Origin of the sequence: Xanthomonas sp. NCPPB 1068, from assembly GCF_041479385.2 — a bacterium.
GTDB lineage: Bacteria > Pseudomonadota > Gammaproteobacteria > Xanthomonadales > Xanthomonadaceae > Xanthomonas > Xanthomonas cannabis.
Map to the genome: position 1 here is coordinate 4,434,052 of NZ_CM192986.1, position 14,755 is coordinate 4,448,806.

General features: G+C 66.5%; 14 protein-coding genes. 7 read left to right on the forward strand and 7 right to left on the reverse strand.

Features of this window, described 5'->3' with window-relative positions; genetic code table 11:
• Positions 1 to 35: 35 nt before the first annotated feature.
• Both ACCQ12_RS18825 and ACCQ12_RS18830 read right to left on the reverse strand, forming a co-directional pair.
• Complete coding sequence (locus tag ACCQ12_RS18825) at positions 36 to 788, reverse strand: anti-sigma factor family protein (protein ID WP_184441302.1); 753 nt, start codon at positions 786 to 788, stop codon at positions 36 to 38.
• On the reverse strand, positions 785 to 1,300 hold the full coding sequence (locus ACCQ12_RS18830; RefSeq protein WP_047692809.1) for an RNA polymerase sigma factor: 516 nt from the start codon (positions 1,298 to 1,300) through the stop codon (positions 785 to 787). Before ACCQ12_RS18830 ends, ACCQ12_RS18825 begins: the two co-directional genes overlap by 4 nt.
• A gap of 163 nt (positions 1,301 to 1,463) precedes the next feature.
• Here ACCQ12_RS18830 and ACCQ12_RS18835 point away from each other — a divergent pair, with 163 nt between their 5' ends.
• Both ACCQ12_RS18835 and ACCQ12_RS18840 read left to right on the forward strand, forming a co-directional pair.
• Positions 1,464 to 2,555, forward strand: coding sequence for a catalase family peroxidase (locus ACCQ12_RS18835; protein ID WP_047692811.1), 1,092 nt, complete (start codon positions 1,464 to 1,466; stop codon positions 2,553 to 2,555).
• Entirely contained in the window at positions 2,552 to 3,094 is a 543-nt protein-coding gene (locus ACCQ12_RS18840; protein WP_104581199.1) for a cytochrome b, read from the forward strand. Before ACCQ12_RS18835 ends, ACCQ12_RS18840 begins: the two co-directional genes overlap by 4 nt.
• A gap of 244 nt (positions 3,095 to 3,338) precedes the next feature.
• Here ACCQ12_RS18840 and ACCQ12_RS18845 read toward each other — a convergent pair whose 3' ends face one another.
• The 3 genes from ACCQ12_RS18845 to ACCQ12_RS18855 form a co-directional block, all read right to left on the reverse strand.
• Positions 3,339 to 4,127 carry a ThuA domain-containing protein gene (locus ACCQ12_RS18845; protein WP_184441303.1) on the reverse strand — a complete coding sequence of 263 codons (789 nt, stop codon included), beginning with the start codon at positions 4,125 to 4,127 and terminating at the stop codon, positions 3,339 to 3,341.
• A 227-nt stretch (positions 4,128 to 4,354) separates the two neighbouring features.
• The gene (locus tag ACCQ12_RS18850) at positions 4,355 to 4,957 is read right to left on the reverse strand and encodes a response regulator transcription factor (RefSeq protein WP_047692816.1); all 603 of its coding nucleotides are present in this window, start codon (positions 4,955 to 4,957) and stop codon (positions 4,355 to 4,357) included.
• 81 nt (positions 4,958 to 5,038) lie between these two features.
• Positions 5,039 to 6,226, reverse strand: a complete 1,188-nt coding sequence (locus ACCQ12_RS18855; protein ID WP_184441304.1) for a sensor histidine kinase — start codon at positions 6,224 to 6,226, stop codon at positions 5,039 to 5,041.
• A gap of 414 nt (positions 6,227 to 6,640) precedes the next feature.
• Between ACCQ12_RS18855 and ACCQ12_RS18860 the strand changes: the two genes are divergently transcribed.
• The 5 genes from ACCQ12_RS18860 (at position 6,641) to ACCQ12_RS18880 (ending at position 12,759) form a co-directional block, all read left to right on the forward strand.
• Positions 6,641 to 7,885, forward strand: coding sequence for an efflux RND transporter periplasmic adaptor subunit (locus ACCQ12_RS18860; RefSeq protein ID WP_184441305.1), 1,245 nt, complete (start codon positions 6,641 to 6,643; stop codon positions 7,883 to 7,885).
• 382 nt (positions 7,886 to 8,267) lie between these two features.
• A complete protein-coding gene (locus tag ACCQ12_RS18865; RefSeq protein ID WP_372382456.1) occupies positions 8,268 to 8,957 on the forward strand; it encodes an ABC transporter ATP-binding protein in 690 nt (229 codons plus the stop codon).
• A 12-nt stretch (positions 8,958 to 8,969) separates the two neighbouring features.
• Entirely contained in the window at positions 8,970 to 10,130 is a 1,161-nt protein-coding gene (locus tag ACCQ12_RS18870; RefSeq protein WP_184441306.1) for an ABC transporter permease, read from the forward strand.
• A 7-nt stretch (positions 10,131 to 10,137) separates the two neighbouring features.
• Complete coding sequence (locus ACCQ12_RS18875; protein WP_162183169.1) at positions 10,138 to 11,463, forward strand: ABC transporter permease; 1,326 nt, start codon at positions 10,138 to 10,140, stop codon at positions 11,461 to 11,463.
• Between the two features lie 180 nt (positions 11,464 to 11,643).
• The gene (locus ACCQ12_RS18880; protein WP_184441307.1) at positions 11,644 to 12,759 is read left to right on the forward strand and encodes an alpha/beta hydrolase family protein; all 1,116 of its coding nucleotides are present in this window, start codon (positions 11,644 to 11,646) and stop codon (positions 12,757 to 12,759) included.
• Positions 12,760 to 12,838: 79 nt separating this feature from the next.
• Here the strand turns inward: ACCQ12_RS18880 and rarD are convergent, their stop codons facing one another.
• Together rarD and yedA are read right to left on the reverse strand one after the other, a co-directional pair.
• Positions 12,839 to 13,756, reverse strand: a complete 918-nt coding sequence (gene rarD / locus ACCQ12_RS18885) for an EamA family transporter RarD (RefSeq protein ID WP_184441309.1) — start codon at positions 13,754 to 13,756, stop codon at positions 12,839 to 12,841.
• Positions 13,753 to 14,649, reverse strand: coding sequence for a drug/metabolite exporter YedA (yedA, locus tag ACCQ12_RS18890; protein ID WP_039404637.1), 897 nt, complete (start codon positions 14,647 to 14,649; stop codon positions 13,753 to 13,755). Before yedA ends, rarD begins: the two co-directional genes overlap by 4 nt.
• Positions 14,650 to 14,755 lie beyond the last annotated feature (106 nt).

Here is a 14,755-nt window from a genome sequence, read left to right on the forward strand (position 1 = left end):
CGCCGGCGAGTGCCAGCCGCCTGCAGCTGCGCTGGTCATCCCTGGGGACGCAGCAACGGCGCGATCGTGCGCAGGCGTGTCTGCGTCGCCGGGCCGACCAGCGCAAACGCGGTGTCGCCTTCGGCCCAGTACTGCGCCAACAGACCACCATCGCGACGTTCGCCGGTCGGCATCGGGCCGCTGCGTGGACGCAGATACAGGCCGATGCGCGCGCCGTCGGCATCGCCGTAGATCAGCATGGCGGCCGCGCCCTCCGGCGTGGAAAGTAATTGCCCGCCGCGCAGCGTATAGCCCTGCGCACGCAGATCCGGCACGACACCGGCATTGCCGAAATGCGCGCGCAACCAGGGCTCCAGCTCGGTACGGCGCTGCACCTCCAGCGCAACGCCCTGATGCGCGCCGGTCTCGGCGAACAGCCGGTACGCGGCCACGGCATCGGCCATCGGAATCCGCTGGCTGGTCATCCGGCTCTCGTGCAGCTGCCAGCCCAGCCCGGTGCCCAGGCCGAGTGCCAACACGCAACTGGCGGCCGTGGCAAACACCGCCCGGTGGCGTTGCTGCAGGCCACGGCGAATCGCCGCAGGCGTCAGCGCACCTGTGCCCGGCTCTGGCGGCAGGCCGGCATGCGCGGCACGCAGCGCTTCGGCATCGCGCTTCCAGCCTGCCACGCGCGCGGCATGCGCAGGGTGTGCCTGCAGCCACGCCGCAACCGCTGCGTGTTGCTCCGGGGCCAGGCGGCCATCGACGTAGGCGTGCAAGGCATGCTCGTCGGGCGGTGTGGTGGTCATTTGAGGATCCTCAATGCAGGTGTGTGGTTCACGTGGCCCTCGTTCACTGCGCGCAAGCGTTCGCGCGCACGCGACAGGCGTGACATCACCGTGCCGATCGGGATGCCGAGGGTGTCGGCCACCTCGCGGTAACTGAAGCCCTCCACGCTGACCAGGAGCAGCAAGGCGCGTTGTTCGGCTGGCAACAACGCCAGACTGGCCAACATGGCACGGCCGTCGTGCACCTGTTCGGCAGAGGCGGACTGGCTGGGCTGTTGTGGCGCGAACAGGCCCACCACCCGCTGCCAGCGCGCGGCACGGCGCTGCCCATCCAGAAACTGCCGGTACAGGATGGCGAACAACCAGGGTTGCACAGCGTCGGCGGTATGCCGGGTGCGCCAACGCCGCAGGGCACGCTCGAGCGTGGCCTGCACCAGGTCGTCGGCGCTGGCGGCCTCGCCGCTCAGCGACCGCGCGAAGCGGCGCAATGCCGGCAGCACGGCACGCAGTTGGTCATCGTCCAGAGCATCCATTGGCAGGTTTGGTAGTGGCATCACACAGTAGACGCACTGGAGCGTGGACTATTCCCACGATTCGTGCGCGTGCAGCACGTATTTTCGCAATCGCGGGAATAACCCGTCTTGCACGGCGTCTCACTGCATCGACCACTCACCGCATCGACCACCGGAGCCAGCCATGACGTTGCCACCTCCTTCGCCCCCGCGCGCGCGCAGCCCTGTGCTGCCGCTGCTGGGCATTGCCGCCATTGCCGGCGGCGTTGCCATCGCATTCGCCTGGACGGCGGGCTGGATCGGCGGCGACCGGCTCACTGCCGCGCGCATGACCGACACCATCGAATCCAGCGGGCCGCCGCATCCGGGCTTTCGCCGCGCGCACACCAAGGGCGTGTGCGTGAGCGGGCAGTTCCAGTCCAGCGGCAAGGCCACCTGGGTGTCGTCGGCGCGCATCTTCAGCCAGGCCAGCACGCCGGTGCTGGGGCGCATGTCCATCGGCGGCGGCGACCCGCACGGGGCCGACGGGGCCGCGCGCGTACGCAGCATGGCGCTGCTGTTGCGCAGCGACGACGGGCAGGAATGGCGTACGGCGATGAACAGCTTTCCGTTCTTCGTGGTGGCCACCCCGGCCGGTTTCCAGGCCTTGAACGTGGCCTCCAAACCCGACCCGGCCACCGGCAAGCCGGACCCGGAAAAACTGGCGGCGTTCGGCAAGCAGTATCCAGAAGCGGCCAAGTTCCAGCAGTGGGCCAAGACCGCGCCATGGTCGGACAGCTGGGCCAACACGCAGTACAACGGCGTTAACGCCTTCCGTGCGATTGCCGCCGATGGACGCGAACGCTACATCCGCTGGTCGATGCGCCCGCATACGCCGTTCAAGGAATTGAGCGCCGAGCAACGCAAGCAGGCCGATGGCGATTTTCTCGCCACCGATCTGGACACGCGGCTGGCGCAGGGGCCGTTGCGTTGGGACATGGTGCTGACCATCGCCGAACCCGGCGATGCGGTGGACGACCCATCGCAGCCATGGCCGGCCAGCCGCAAGCAGATCGTGGCCGGAACGCTGTCGATCGATCATGCGCAGCCGCAGGCCACTGGCCCCTGCCGCGATCTGAATTACGACCCACTGATCCTGCCCAAGGGCCTTGCTGCGTCCAAGGACCCGATCCTGGCAGCGCGCTCGTCGGTGTATTCGCAGTCGTTCAATCGCCGCGAGCGCGAAATCGCCAACGGCACAGGCAGCGCCGCCACCGGCCAGGGAGCACGTCAATGAGCCGTCCGACGCATTTCAATCTTCCCGCGCGCGTGCTGCATTGGCTGATGGCCGCGATGATCCTGACCATGCTGTTCGTCGGCGTCGGCATGGTGGCCTCGGTGACGCAACGGCCGTGGTTGATCGATCTGCATCGTCCACTGGGTATCGCGATTCTGGTCCTGGCGGTGCTGCGCCTGATCAATCGTCTTCGCCATCGCCCGCCGGCATTGCCTGCGGATTTGCCTGCCTGGCAGAAGGCCGCGGCGATCGCCTCGCATTGGCTGTTGTACGCGTTGATGCTGGGCATGCCGCTGATCGGCTGGGCGATGCTGTCGGCCGGTGGCTACCCGATCGTGCTATGGCCAGGCGCCAACCTGCCGCCGATCGCCCCGCATGATCCGGCGCTGTATGCCTGGCTGCGCAGCGCACATGGCTGGCTGGCGTATCTGTTGTTCGCCACCGTGCTGGCGCATCTGAGCGCAGCGCTGTTTCATGCCTGGGTGCGCCGGGACGGCGTGTTTTCCAGCATGGCGCGTGGGGAGCGGTCGGCGCGTTGATGGGGTGGAGCTGGGATGGATAACGTGTTGTGCAGAGTGATTTCGCTGCGCCTCCACCGCGCGCCTTTTTCAATAGAAGAAGGGCTTGTCCCTTCTCCCGTCGGGACACTGTCCTCCTTTATGGGAGAGAAGTGCCCCGCAGGGGCGGATGAGGCTGTGGGTGAAGCCTCGCAATTCTCCCTTCCAGGTGGCTGCGCTCCGTACCCTCCCCCAACCCCTCTCCCGCCCGGAGAGGTGCTAGTGCTTAACGCTGGCGTTTTGTTTTGGCCGCTGGCGCAGATGCTTCGATGCCCTTGCCAGTCGCCGCCCAATAGATCCCACCGTACAGGTGATCGAGGTAGCGCGGATCATTGTACGCCTCGGCCAGATGACCCAACGCAGTGGCGAAGACGCGGCCGCCTTCGAAGTGGTGATACCACGCGACCGGGTGCTGTTTGCCCATGCCCCTGGCGACCTGGCCCGGCCAGATCAGGGTAGGGTCATAACTGCTTTCGTCGACGGTGAGCAGCGTGACCAGGTCATCGCTGTACGGTGGATCGTATTCGTACCACTCATCGCTCCACACCCAGCGCCTGGGCAGGCCGGCCGTGGCCGGGAAATTGGCATCAACCACATCCACCATCGCCGTTTGCATGTATGGATGGGTGCGGAACGAGCGGCCAATCATGTGGTCGTACCACTCCCAGTCACCGCGCTTGATCGCAAAGGCCTTGTGCACGGCGACCACGCCGCCGCCGTTGCGCACGTAGTTTTGAAAGTTGGCCCGCTGCGCCGGGTCCAGATCGGTCGCCGGCGTATTGAGCAACACGATGGCCGCGTATTGCGACAGATCGCCCTCGAACGCCTTGGCATTCCACGCCCACACCATCTCGACATAATGCTTGCGCGCCATCGCCTCGAATTGCGGCTTGGCCACGGGGATATAGTCGTGGTGATACTGGTTGGGAATGGCTGCCACCAGTATCTTGAATTGCTCGGCCGATGCGTTGAAAGCGCACACCAACAGCAGGCCCGACAGCCACAGAGATTTCATGCATTGCTCGCCGTGTTTTCCGATGCTGCGCAGTGTACCTGCGTGCAAATCGCATGCCTTCGCACGCGTTTGGAATAGCTGCCGGATGGGTGGGTGATGCGTGTGATGCCATGCCTTCGTCGCGCGATCGCGTCGATCAAGCGCTGCTCAAGCGCTGCTCAAGCGCATGCAGTCTCATCTATCGCGAACTCCAGCTGACCGCACACGACAGGCATCGACTGAGGGCGTTACAACCAGCCCTTCTGCCGCGCCAACCGGTACGCCTCGATGCGATTGGCCACGCCCAGTTTGCCGATACATTCGGACAGGTAGTTGCGCACGGTGCCATGCGAGAGCTGCAGCTGCTGCGCGATCTCGCTGGCCGAGCGGCCTTCGCCGGCCAGGCGCAGCACGGTGCGCTCGCGCTCGCTCAGGGGGTCCGCTTCCACCCAGGCATCGATGGCCAGCTGCGGGTCGATCACCCGCCCGCCGCGCTGCACCTGGCGCACGGCACTGACCAGTTGTTCGGCCGGCGCGTCCTTGAGCAGATAACCCGACACGCCGGCATCCAGCGCGCGCCGCAAGAACCCGGGACGCGCAAAGGTGGTGACGATCATGACCCGCACCGGCAGCGCCTGGCGCTGGATGCGCTGAGCCAGTTCCAGGCCGCTGAGCCCGGGCATTTCGATATCGGTGATCAGCACGTCCGGCTGCAGCCGTTGCAGCTCGCGCCAGGCGGTTTCGCCATCGCCCGCACTGCCAACCACCTCGATGTCATCCTCCAGCCCGAGCAGGGCCACCAGCGCGCCACGCAGCAAGGCCTGGTCTTCGGCCAACAACACCCGGATCATCGCTCGCGCTCGCCTCTGTGCAACGGTTGCGCACGATAACAGTGCGGGCCGGCAACGTGCAGCGGCCGGGCCGGTGAGCGCTCAGCGCGGTTGCGGCACCAAGGGCAGCGGCAACGGTGGGTGCGCAGCATCCGGCATGGGGTGCGGCAACGGCACGCTGGCGCGCAGGCGCATGCCGCGGGGCAGCGCATCCACGTCCAATGCGCCACCCAGGGTTTGCAGGCGCGCACGCATGCCATCCAGGCCATTGCCGGGCACGATCACCCCGCCGCGCCCATCATCGGTGATCTCCAGCACCGCCCGGCCGTTCTGCGCGCGCAGGCTGACCCGGACCCGTCTGGCCTGGGCGTGGCGTTGCACATTGGTGGCCGCCTCGCGCACCACCAGCGCCAACGCGGTTTCATGTTCGGGTGGCAGAGGCAACGCGTCCAGCATGTGTTCCAGCACGATGCCGTCCATGTCCAGCAGCACCTTTGCCGAGGCCAGCTCGGCCACCAGCCCGGCGGCGCGGATGCCGGTAACAGCACGGCGCACCTGCGTCAGCGCGTCACGCGAGATCTGCGCCACGGCGTCGATTTCGTTGCGTGCCGTCTGCGGGTCGCGTTCGATCAGGCGCGCGGCCAGATCCGACTTGAGTGCGACAAGCGACAGGGTGTGACCCAGCAGGTCGTGCAGATCGCGACCGATGCGTTCGCGCTCGGCGGTGGCCGCCAGCCGGCGCACTTCGTCCTGCGACAGGCGCAGCAATGCGTCCTTGCGTTCATTGATGCTGTACACCGCCATCACCACGGACATGCCCAGCACCGACACTGGAAACCACACCAACCCCTGCCAGGCCATTCCGAGCCAGCGCGCCCAGGCCAGGTACAACGCGTTCATCAGCAGCAGGATCGCGAAGTGCCGCCACAGCGCATGTCGCGTGGAAGGGCGCAGGCTCAGGCAGGCAAACACGAAGTAGCTGATGCCCGAGGCGTACACCGGCAGCAGCGCCGCACTGAGCATGCCCATCGCCCATGCATAGCGGTACAGCGTGCCGCGCGGTGCCAGCAACATGCGCGCGTACAGCAGCAGAAACAATGGATACGACAGCGCCGTGCACAGCAGCCAGGTCGCATCGTAACCGCGCGAGGAGAACACCGGCACCACGAACACCCAGGCCGACCACAGCAGGTGCACGCAGTCCATCCATGGCGACTGGCCCTGCGCCAGGCGCGCGGCCACTTGCGAATCTGGAGCCGGCCGCAGCCAGGCCGGGAGCGTCAGAGGCATCGGGATGGATCCGGAGAAGTGAGTGGATTCTGCCATTGCCGCGCTCGCCTGGGCGTGCCGCAATGCATTGCGGAATGGATCAGCAACCTCAAGCATTGCCACCAAGTGCAATGACTGTCGTGATGCGCCGCACCTGGGCAGCACATGCGGTGGGGATGGCACATACGCAGGTACCGGCTTGATCGATAGGCAAGCGTGCGCGCCTGCAGGTAGGCCGCACAGTCGCACCTGTCATGGCGTGCAGGTGACAGCTGTCACTGGTGAGTGCCGTCGCCAGATTGCATGCTGCAGCGCAATCGCAGCAGCCCGGCAGGTCCTACCGTTTGTCGCCGCCTTGCAGGTGGTGACTTCCGGCAGCTTGCGGCGCGCCTTGCAGGCAGTCACATTCTGCGCAGCCTTCTGTCCTGGTTCTCGATGAACACCTCCGCCGATCTGCTCAAACAACTCCGCATCGACCGCCAGCGTCCTGCCACGCCGCCACCGGCGCGCCGCGCCGGCTGGATCATCGCCGCCATCGTCATCGTCATCGCGCTGGCCGCTGCCGCGTGGTGGTTCACCCGCACTCCGGTGGCCAAGGTGCAGACCGCACCAGTGGTGGCGATCAGCGCCGGCAGCAGCAGCGCCTCGGTGCTGGATGCCTCCGGCTACGTGGTGGCGCGGCGCATGGCCACGGTGTCGGCGCAGGTGACCGGCAAGGTGCGCGAGGTAATGATCGAAGAAGGCATGCGGGTGGAACAGGGCCAGGTGATGGCCACGCTGGACCCGCTGGACGCCGACGCGCAGCGCACGCTGTCGGCCTCGCAGCTGTCGGCCGCGCGCAGCCAGGTCGACAACATGCAGGCCCAGCTGGCCGTGGCCAATGCCGATGCCACGCGTCTGCAGTCGCTGGTCGGCGCGCAGCTGGTCTCGCGCTCGCAGTACGAACAGGCCACCGCGCAACGCGATGCCTTGCGTGCGCAGTTGCAGAATGCACAACGCAACGTGCAGGTGGCATCAGACCAACTGGCCATTGCCGGTATCCGTTCGGACTTCAACGTGGTGCGCGCGCCGTTCGCCGGCGTAGTCACCGCCAAGGCTGCGCAGCCGGGCGAAATCGTCTCGCCATTGTCGGCCGGCGGTGGCTTCACCCGCACCGGAATCGGCACCATCGTGGACATGGACTCGCTGGAGATCGAAGTAGAAGTCGGCGAGTCCTACATCGGCCGTGTACAACCGAAGATGCCGGTGGAAGCGGTGCTCAACGCCTACCCGGACTGGAAGATTCCCGGTGAGGTGATCGCCATCATTCCCACCGCCGACCGCGGCAAGGCCACGGTGAAAGTGCGGGTGGCCTTCAAGGTCAAGGACGCGCGCATCGTGCCGGAAATGGGCGTGCGGGTGAGTTTCCTGGAGCAGGCCAAACCGCAGCAGGCGTCCAAGCCGCAGGGCGTGCGCGTGCCGGCCGCTGCCCTGATCGAACGCGACGGCACCACGCTGGCATTCGTGGTCGGTGAACGCAACACCGTGGCCGCCAGGACCGTCACCACCGGCATGGTGATGGGCCAGGACCGGCAGGTGGTCACCGGTTTGAATGCCGGCGACAGCGTGGTGCTCAACCCGCCGCAGACCTTGAAGGATGGCGACACGGTAGCCGAAGCGGAGCCTGACGCGACCGAATAACCATTCGTGGCCGCAGCTCGCAGACGCTACGGCCGCGGCGCAGTCCGTGTTGTCGTTGCCGCTGTGCAGGAATGCCACGTTGTCGCACCAGACCGCACTGGGCTGGAACTGGTGATCGCAGCGTTGTACGGGAGCAGCGCTGCGATCGCTCCGGGCAAGCCCAGGACGCTGGGTGCAATGACTGCATCCGCCACGGGTGCTGCGCAGTCGATTGTTGATGCAACCCGTTGTTGAATCCGGATATCCAGATCACACGCACGCCAGTTTTTTTACGCCCTGTTGCATCGCTGCCACGGCAGCGCCATCCGCCCCACCGCTTGTGCAGTCGCCGTCGCCGTACCGCCCTTCGCTTCCCTCTCCCCTTGCATCGCCAGGACTCGCCATGACCGCTCTTGTCAGCTTGCGCAACATCACCAAGACCTACCAACGCGGCCCCGAGCAGGTGCAGGTGCTGCACGGCATCGATCTGGAAATTGCCAGCGGCGATTTCGTCGCGCTGATGGGGCCGTCCGGTTCCGGCAAGACCACCTTGCTCAATCTGATCGGCGGCCTGGACAGTCCCAGCGGCGGCGAGATCGAGATCGAAGGCGAGCGCATCGACCGCATGAGCGGCGGCCAGCTCGCCACCTGGCGCAGCCACCACGTCGGGTTCGTGTTCCAGTTCTACAACCTGATGCCGATGCTCACCGCACAGAAGAACGTGGAGCTGCCATTGCTGCTCACCTCGCTCAATGCGGCGCAGCGCAAGCGCAACGCAGAGATCGCCTTGACCCTGGTCGGCCTGCAGGAGCGTCGCAACCACAAGCCCAGCGAGCTCTCGGGTGGCCAGCAACAACGTGTGGCGATCGCGCGCGCCATCGTGTCCGACCCGACCTTCCTGATCTGCGACGAGCCCACCGGCGACCTGGACCGCCACAACGCCGAAGAGATCCTGCGTTTGTTGCAGGAACTCAATCGCGAACATGGCAAGACCATCGTGATGGTGACCCACGACCCCAAGGCCGCCGAGTACGCCACCCACACCATCCATCTGGACAAGGGCGAGCTGGCCGACGCGCCACTCGTGCTCTGAAGGAGCGCTGCCATGAAGTATCTCTCGCTGGTGTGGGCGCAGCTGTTCCGCAGCAAGACACGTACCTTGTTGACGTTGTTGTCGGTGGTGGCGGCGTTCCTGTTGTTCGGCATGCTCGATTCGGTGCGCGTGGCCTTCACCTCCGGCGGCAGCGTCAGTGGCGTGGACCGGTTGGTGGTAGCCTCGCGGCTGTCGATCACCCAGTCGCTGCCGATCCGCCTGGAAGCACAGGTGCGCAGCGTGCCGGGCGTGCGCGATGTGACCTCGGCCATGTGGTTCGGCGGCATCTACCGCGACCCGAAGAATTTCTTCCCCAATTTCTCGGTGGCGCCGAACTTCTTCGACGTCTACAGCGAATACCAATTGCCCAAGGACCAGCTCAAGGCATTCCAGTCCACGCGCACCGGTGCGGTGGTCGGCGAAGCCCTGGCCAAGGAACATGGCTGGAAGATCGGCGACACCATCCCGTTGCAGGCCACCATCTTTCCGCGTGGCGGCAGCAACGACTGGCCGCTGCAGCTGGTCGGCATTTTTCGCATGAAGGACCGCACCGTGGCGGCCAATCAGGAACGCCAGTTGATGATGAACTGGAAATATTTCGACGAATCCAACGACTACATCAAGAACCAGGTGAGCTGGCTGACGGTGACCTTGAGCAACCCCGACCAGGCCTCACGCGTGGCGCAGGCCATCGATGCATTGTCGGCCAACTCCGATCACGAAACCAAGTCGCAAACCGAATCGGCGTTTCAGCAGGCCTTCGTCAAGCAGTTCGCCGATATCGGCCTGATCGTCACCTCGATCATGGCCGCGGTGTTCTTCACCTTGCTGCTGCTCACCGGCAACACCATGGCCCAGGCGGTGCGCGAGCGCATCCCGGAGCTGGCCACGCTCAAGACGCTGGGCTTCCAGGACCGCACGGTACTGAGCCTGGTGATGATCGAGTCGGTGTTGTTGATCGGCCTGGGCGGGCTGATCGGCATGGGCCTGGCGGCACTGGTGATTCCGGCGGTGTCCGCGCGCAGCGGCGGGCTGATGCCCACGCAAAGCGTACCGCTGCAGACCTGGCTGGTTGGCTTGGCCCTGATGGTCGGCATCGGCTTAGTGGTAGGTGTGCTGCCGGCGTTACGCGCGCAGCGCTTGAAGATCGTCGATGCCCTCGCCGGCCGCTGACAGGAGCATGCACATGCAACGCAAATGGAAAGATCGTGGCGTCACTGTGGTGTCCGTGGTGCTGCTGGCGCTCGGCCTGGGGCTGTGGATCGCGCTGCCGTGGATCTGGCTGGCGCCGGTCGCGGTGCTGCTGGCGGTGTGGCTGGTCGCCACCCGCAGTGGCCGCCTGTCGCTGGCCGCTGCACGCATCGGCATCGCCAGCCTGCCGCAACGCTGGGGTTCCACCTCGGTGATCGTGGTCGGCATTGCCGGTGTGGTCGGTGTATTGGTGGCAATGCTGGCGATGGGCCAGGGCTTCCAGGCCACGCTCAACAGCACCGGCGACGACACCACCGCGATTGTCCTGCGCGGCGGCTCGCAGGCCGAGACCAACTCGGTGATCACCCGCGACCTGGTGCCGCTGATCGGCAGCCTGCCGGGCATCGCCACCGATGCCAACGGACGCCCGATGGTTTCGCCGGAGTTGTCGCAGGTGGTCAACGTCGCCTCCCGCTCCGATGGCACCGACGTCAACGCCCAGCTGCGCGGGGTGGGCGAACAGGCCTGGGCGGTGCACCCCAAGGTCAGGATCGTGCAGGGCCGCCGCTTCAACACCGGCCTGCGCGAGATCGTGGTCGGCAAGGGCGCGTTGAATCAGTTCCGCGGGCTGGAGCTGGGCAAGACGCTCACGCTGGGCAGCCAGCAATGGACGGTGGTCGGTGTATTCGCCTCCGGCGATGCGCACGATTCGGAGCTGTGGACCGATGCGCAGACGCTGGCCACCACCTACAACCGCCGTGCGTACCAGTCGATTACCGCACGCACCAGCGGCAAGGCCGGCTTCGAGCAGTTCAAGACCGCCATGGCCGCCGACCCGCGGCTCAAGCTGGATGTGGAAACCACCCGCGCCTACTACGGCAAACAGGGCGGCGGCTTGAACAGGTTGATCAGCATCCTGGGCACGGTGATCGGCGCGATCATGGCGGTGGGCGCGGTGTTTGGCGCGCTCAACACGATGTATGCGGCAGTGGCCACGCGTGCGCGCGAGATCGCCACCATGCGCGCCATCGGCTTTCGCGGCACGCCGGTGATCATGGCGCTGATGCTGGAAACCATGCTGCTGGCACTGCTGGGCGGGTTGCTGGGCGGGCTGATCGCCTGGGCGGTGTTCAACGGCTATACCGTCTCCACGCTGGGCAACAACTTCAGCCAGGTGGTGTTCCAGTTCAAGGTCTCGCCGGAGCTGCTGTGGAGCGGGCTGAAATGGGCGCTGGGCATCGGGCTGGTGGGTGGGCTGTTCCCGGCATTGCGCGCGGCGCGGTTGCCGATCACCACGGCGTTGCGTGAGGTGTAGGCGGGCCGTTGGCCCGCCGGAATTCGGGAGTGGGGATTGGGGATTCGTAGAGCCGAGCAAGGCGATGCGCTTGGTATCTGAATGTATTGCAGGCTGTCATGGTTTTGTCACCGCAGTGCGGTAGATGCGCGGGCCGGCAGGCCGTAGCCTGCCCGGCCGTTGCATCCATCGATTTTCGCCATGACGCGCCTGATTCTGCTGGCCTGCGCCTGCCTGTGGCTGGCCGGCTGTTCTTCCTCTTCGACCTCGCTCAGCGAGCGCCTGGTTGCGCCCGGTGGTGTGTCGCCGTTGCTGGACGAAGAACGCATTGCCGCCACTATCGCCACGGTGCCCAACCGCAGCGGGCATGTGGTCACGCGCGATGGCGTGCCGATCTTCTGGCGGGCGATCGATCCCGGCCAGTACGCCATGCATTACCGCTACCTGGGCCAGCGCCACGACCCGGCGCATGCGCTGGACGTGGACTTCGGCTTCAGCGTGCCCACCACGCCGCCGCCGGCGCCGCGTGGCACCGTGGTGCTGCTGCATGGCTGGATGATGGATGGCGATTCGCTGCTGCCCTGGTCGCTGCAGCTGGCGCAGGCCGGCTACCGGGTGGTCACCATCGACCTGCGCAACCACGGCCATTCCGGCGGCGGGCCGTCCGGTTACGGCACGCGCGAATCCGATGACGTGATCGATGTGCTCGATGCGCTGCAGCCACGGGGCGAAATTGCCGGGCCGCTGTATCTGTTCGGTATTTCCTATGGCGCGGCCACCGCACTGTTCACGGCCGACAAGCTCGGCCCGCGCGTGGCCGGCGTGGTGGCGATGGAATCGTTCGCCAATGCCGGCCGCGGCATCCGTGACATGGTGCCGCATCTGCTCGCCAGCCAGCCGCACGGGTGGCGCGGGCAGGCGGTGGCTGCCTATGCGCGCTGGCGCTATGCCGACCAGAATATCGATGCGGTGATCGCCGCCGCCGATACCCAGCTCAAGCTGGACCTGGACCATGTCGATGTCGCGCACGCCCTGGCCGACACGCGCAGCTGCGTGCTGCTGTTGCATGGCGATGCCGATCAGCACATTCCGGTGGCACATGGCCGCACATTGGCGTTGGCCAGTGCGCGTGCGCATTACGTCGAGCTTCCCGGCGAAAACCATCTGAGCCTGCCGCTACGGCTGGACCTGCTCGGCGGGCCGATCGATCACTGGCTGGCGCAGGTGCAACGCGACCCCGGCCATTGCCCTGCACCGCCGGCGCTGCCCGCTTCCACGCTGGCAGTGACCAGCCCATTGGCAATGCCGCGCAGTTGATCGCGGCCAGCGCGGCGCACCGATGCGAGGCCGTCGCGCTGATCAAGGCCACACGCACTGCGTGCAGTGCGACGCTTGCTCAGCGCGTGACCACCGGCTGCCGCGAACGCACCACGCTGTCGCCGACGAACAGCAGCAAGCCCAGCCAGATCGTGGCAAACCCGATCGCACGTCCCTGGTCGAACGGCTCATGGAAGAACCACACGCCCAGCAACAGCTGCAGGCTCGGCCCGATGTATTGCAGGATGCCCACCAGCGACAGCGGGATCCGCCGCACGCCGTACGCAAACCCGATCAGCGGGACCGCCGTCACCACGCCACCGAAGATCAGCAGCAGGTCGGTTCGCAGGTCCCAGCCGCTGAAGAACGCGCCGCCATGGCCCTGCTCGCCCCATGCGGCAAGCAGCAGTGCCGGCACGAACAGGTACACGCTCTCCACACCCAGCCCGGCCACCGGGTCCACCGATACCAGCTTGCGCAGCAACCCGTAGAGGCCGAACGAGATCGCCAGCCCCAGCGCAATCCACGGCGGTGCACCGGCATCGATGGTCAGCCACAGCACGCCTGCGGCAGCGCACGCCACCGCCAGCCACTGGATGCCACGCAGGCGCTCTTTCAGCACCAGCACGCCCAGCAACACGCTCAGCAATGGATTGATGAAGTAGCCCAGGCTGGCTTCGATCACATGCCCGGCATTGATGGCCCAGATATACAGGCCCCAATTGAAGGCAATCGCCACGCTGCTGGCGGCCAGCATCCACAGCGCGCGCGGCTGCGCGGCAATCGTGCGCCACCAATGCAGCCCCGAGGTCGCCACCAGCCACGCAACGACCAGCACTGCGCTCCACACGATGCGGTGCGCAATGATCTGCAGCGACGGCACCACCTTGAGCAGGTGCCAATACAGTGGCACCAGTCCCCAGATCACGAAGCTCGCGGCGGTCATCAACAGACCGCGCCGCGCCTCCACCGCCGACACCGGCACGGCCGCGCTCATCGCCGCGCCTTGGCCAGGGTGACCACCAGCACGCCGGCCAGGATCACCGCCATCGCGCCGATGTCGTGGGCGGTGAAACGCTCGTGCCCCAGCCACGCGCCCAATGCCACTGCAATCACCGGATTGACGTAGGCATAGCTGCCGGCCAGTGCCGGACGCACGTGATGCAGCAGCCAGACATAGGCGGTGAATGCCACGATCGAGCCGAACACGCACAGGTACGCCACTGCCATCAACCCCTGCGGGGTGGGCCAGGCCTGCGGCCGCTCGCCGATCAACAGGCCGGTGCTCACCAGCAACACGCCGCCGCACAGCATCTGCCCGGCGGCGGTCATGAACGGCGATGGCAGGTCGCGGCCCCGCGACCACACCGAGCCGAATGCCCAGCCGATCGGCGCGATCAGCAGCAACACCAGCCCGCCCGGCGTTGCGGTCAGGCTGCTGCCGGCGTTGAGCCACACCACGCCCAGGAATCCGATCACGATGCCCAGCCATTCGCCGCCGCTGGCATGCTGGCCGCGCAGGGCACCGAACAAGGCCATCCACAACGGCACCGAGGCCACTGCAGTGGCGGCCAGGCCGGAGGACACGCTGCGCTCGGCCAGCACCACCATGCCGTTGCCCAACAGCAACAGCGCCGCGCCCATCAAGGCCACGTTCTTCCATTGCGCGCGCGTGGGCGCCGCCACGCCGCGCCAGCGCAGCACGCCGTAGAGCACGCTGCCGGCGATGATGAAGCGCGCGCCGGACACCATCGTCAACGGCTGCGCACCGCCTTCCAGCGCGAAGCGGATCGCCAGATAGGTCGAGCCCCAGACCACATACACCAGCAACAATGCGAGAACGACCAGCCCGCTGCGCGCGGGTGCGGCAGCGTCGTGAGAGGAAGACATCGGACCTGCCAACTGCAGCGGAAGCTTCAATTCTAGATCACCTGCACGCGCCGACACCGCACAGACGGTGCGCAGCGCACGCGGTATGGTGCGCTCGACGCTCATC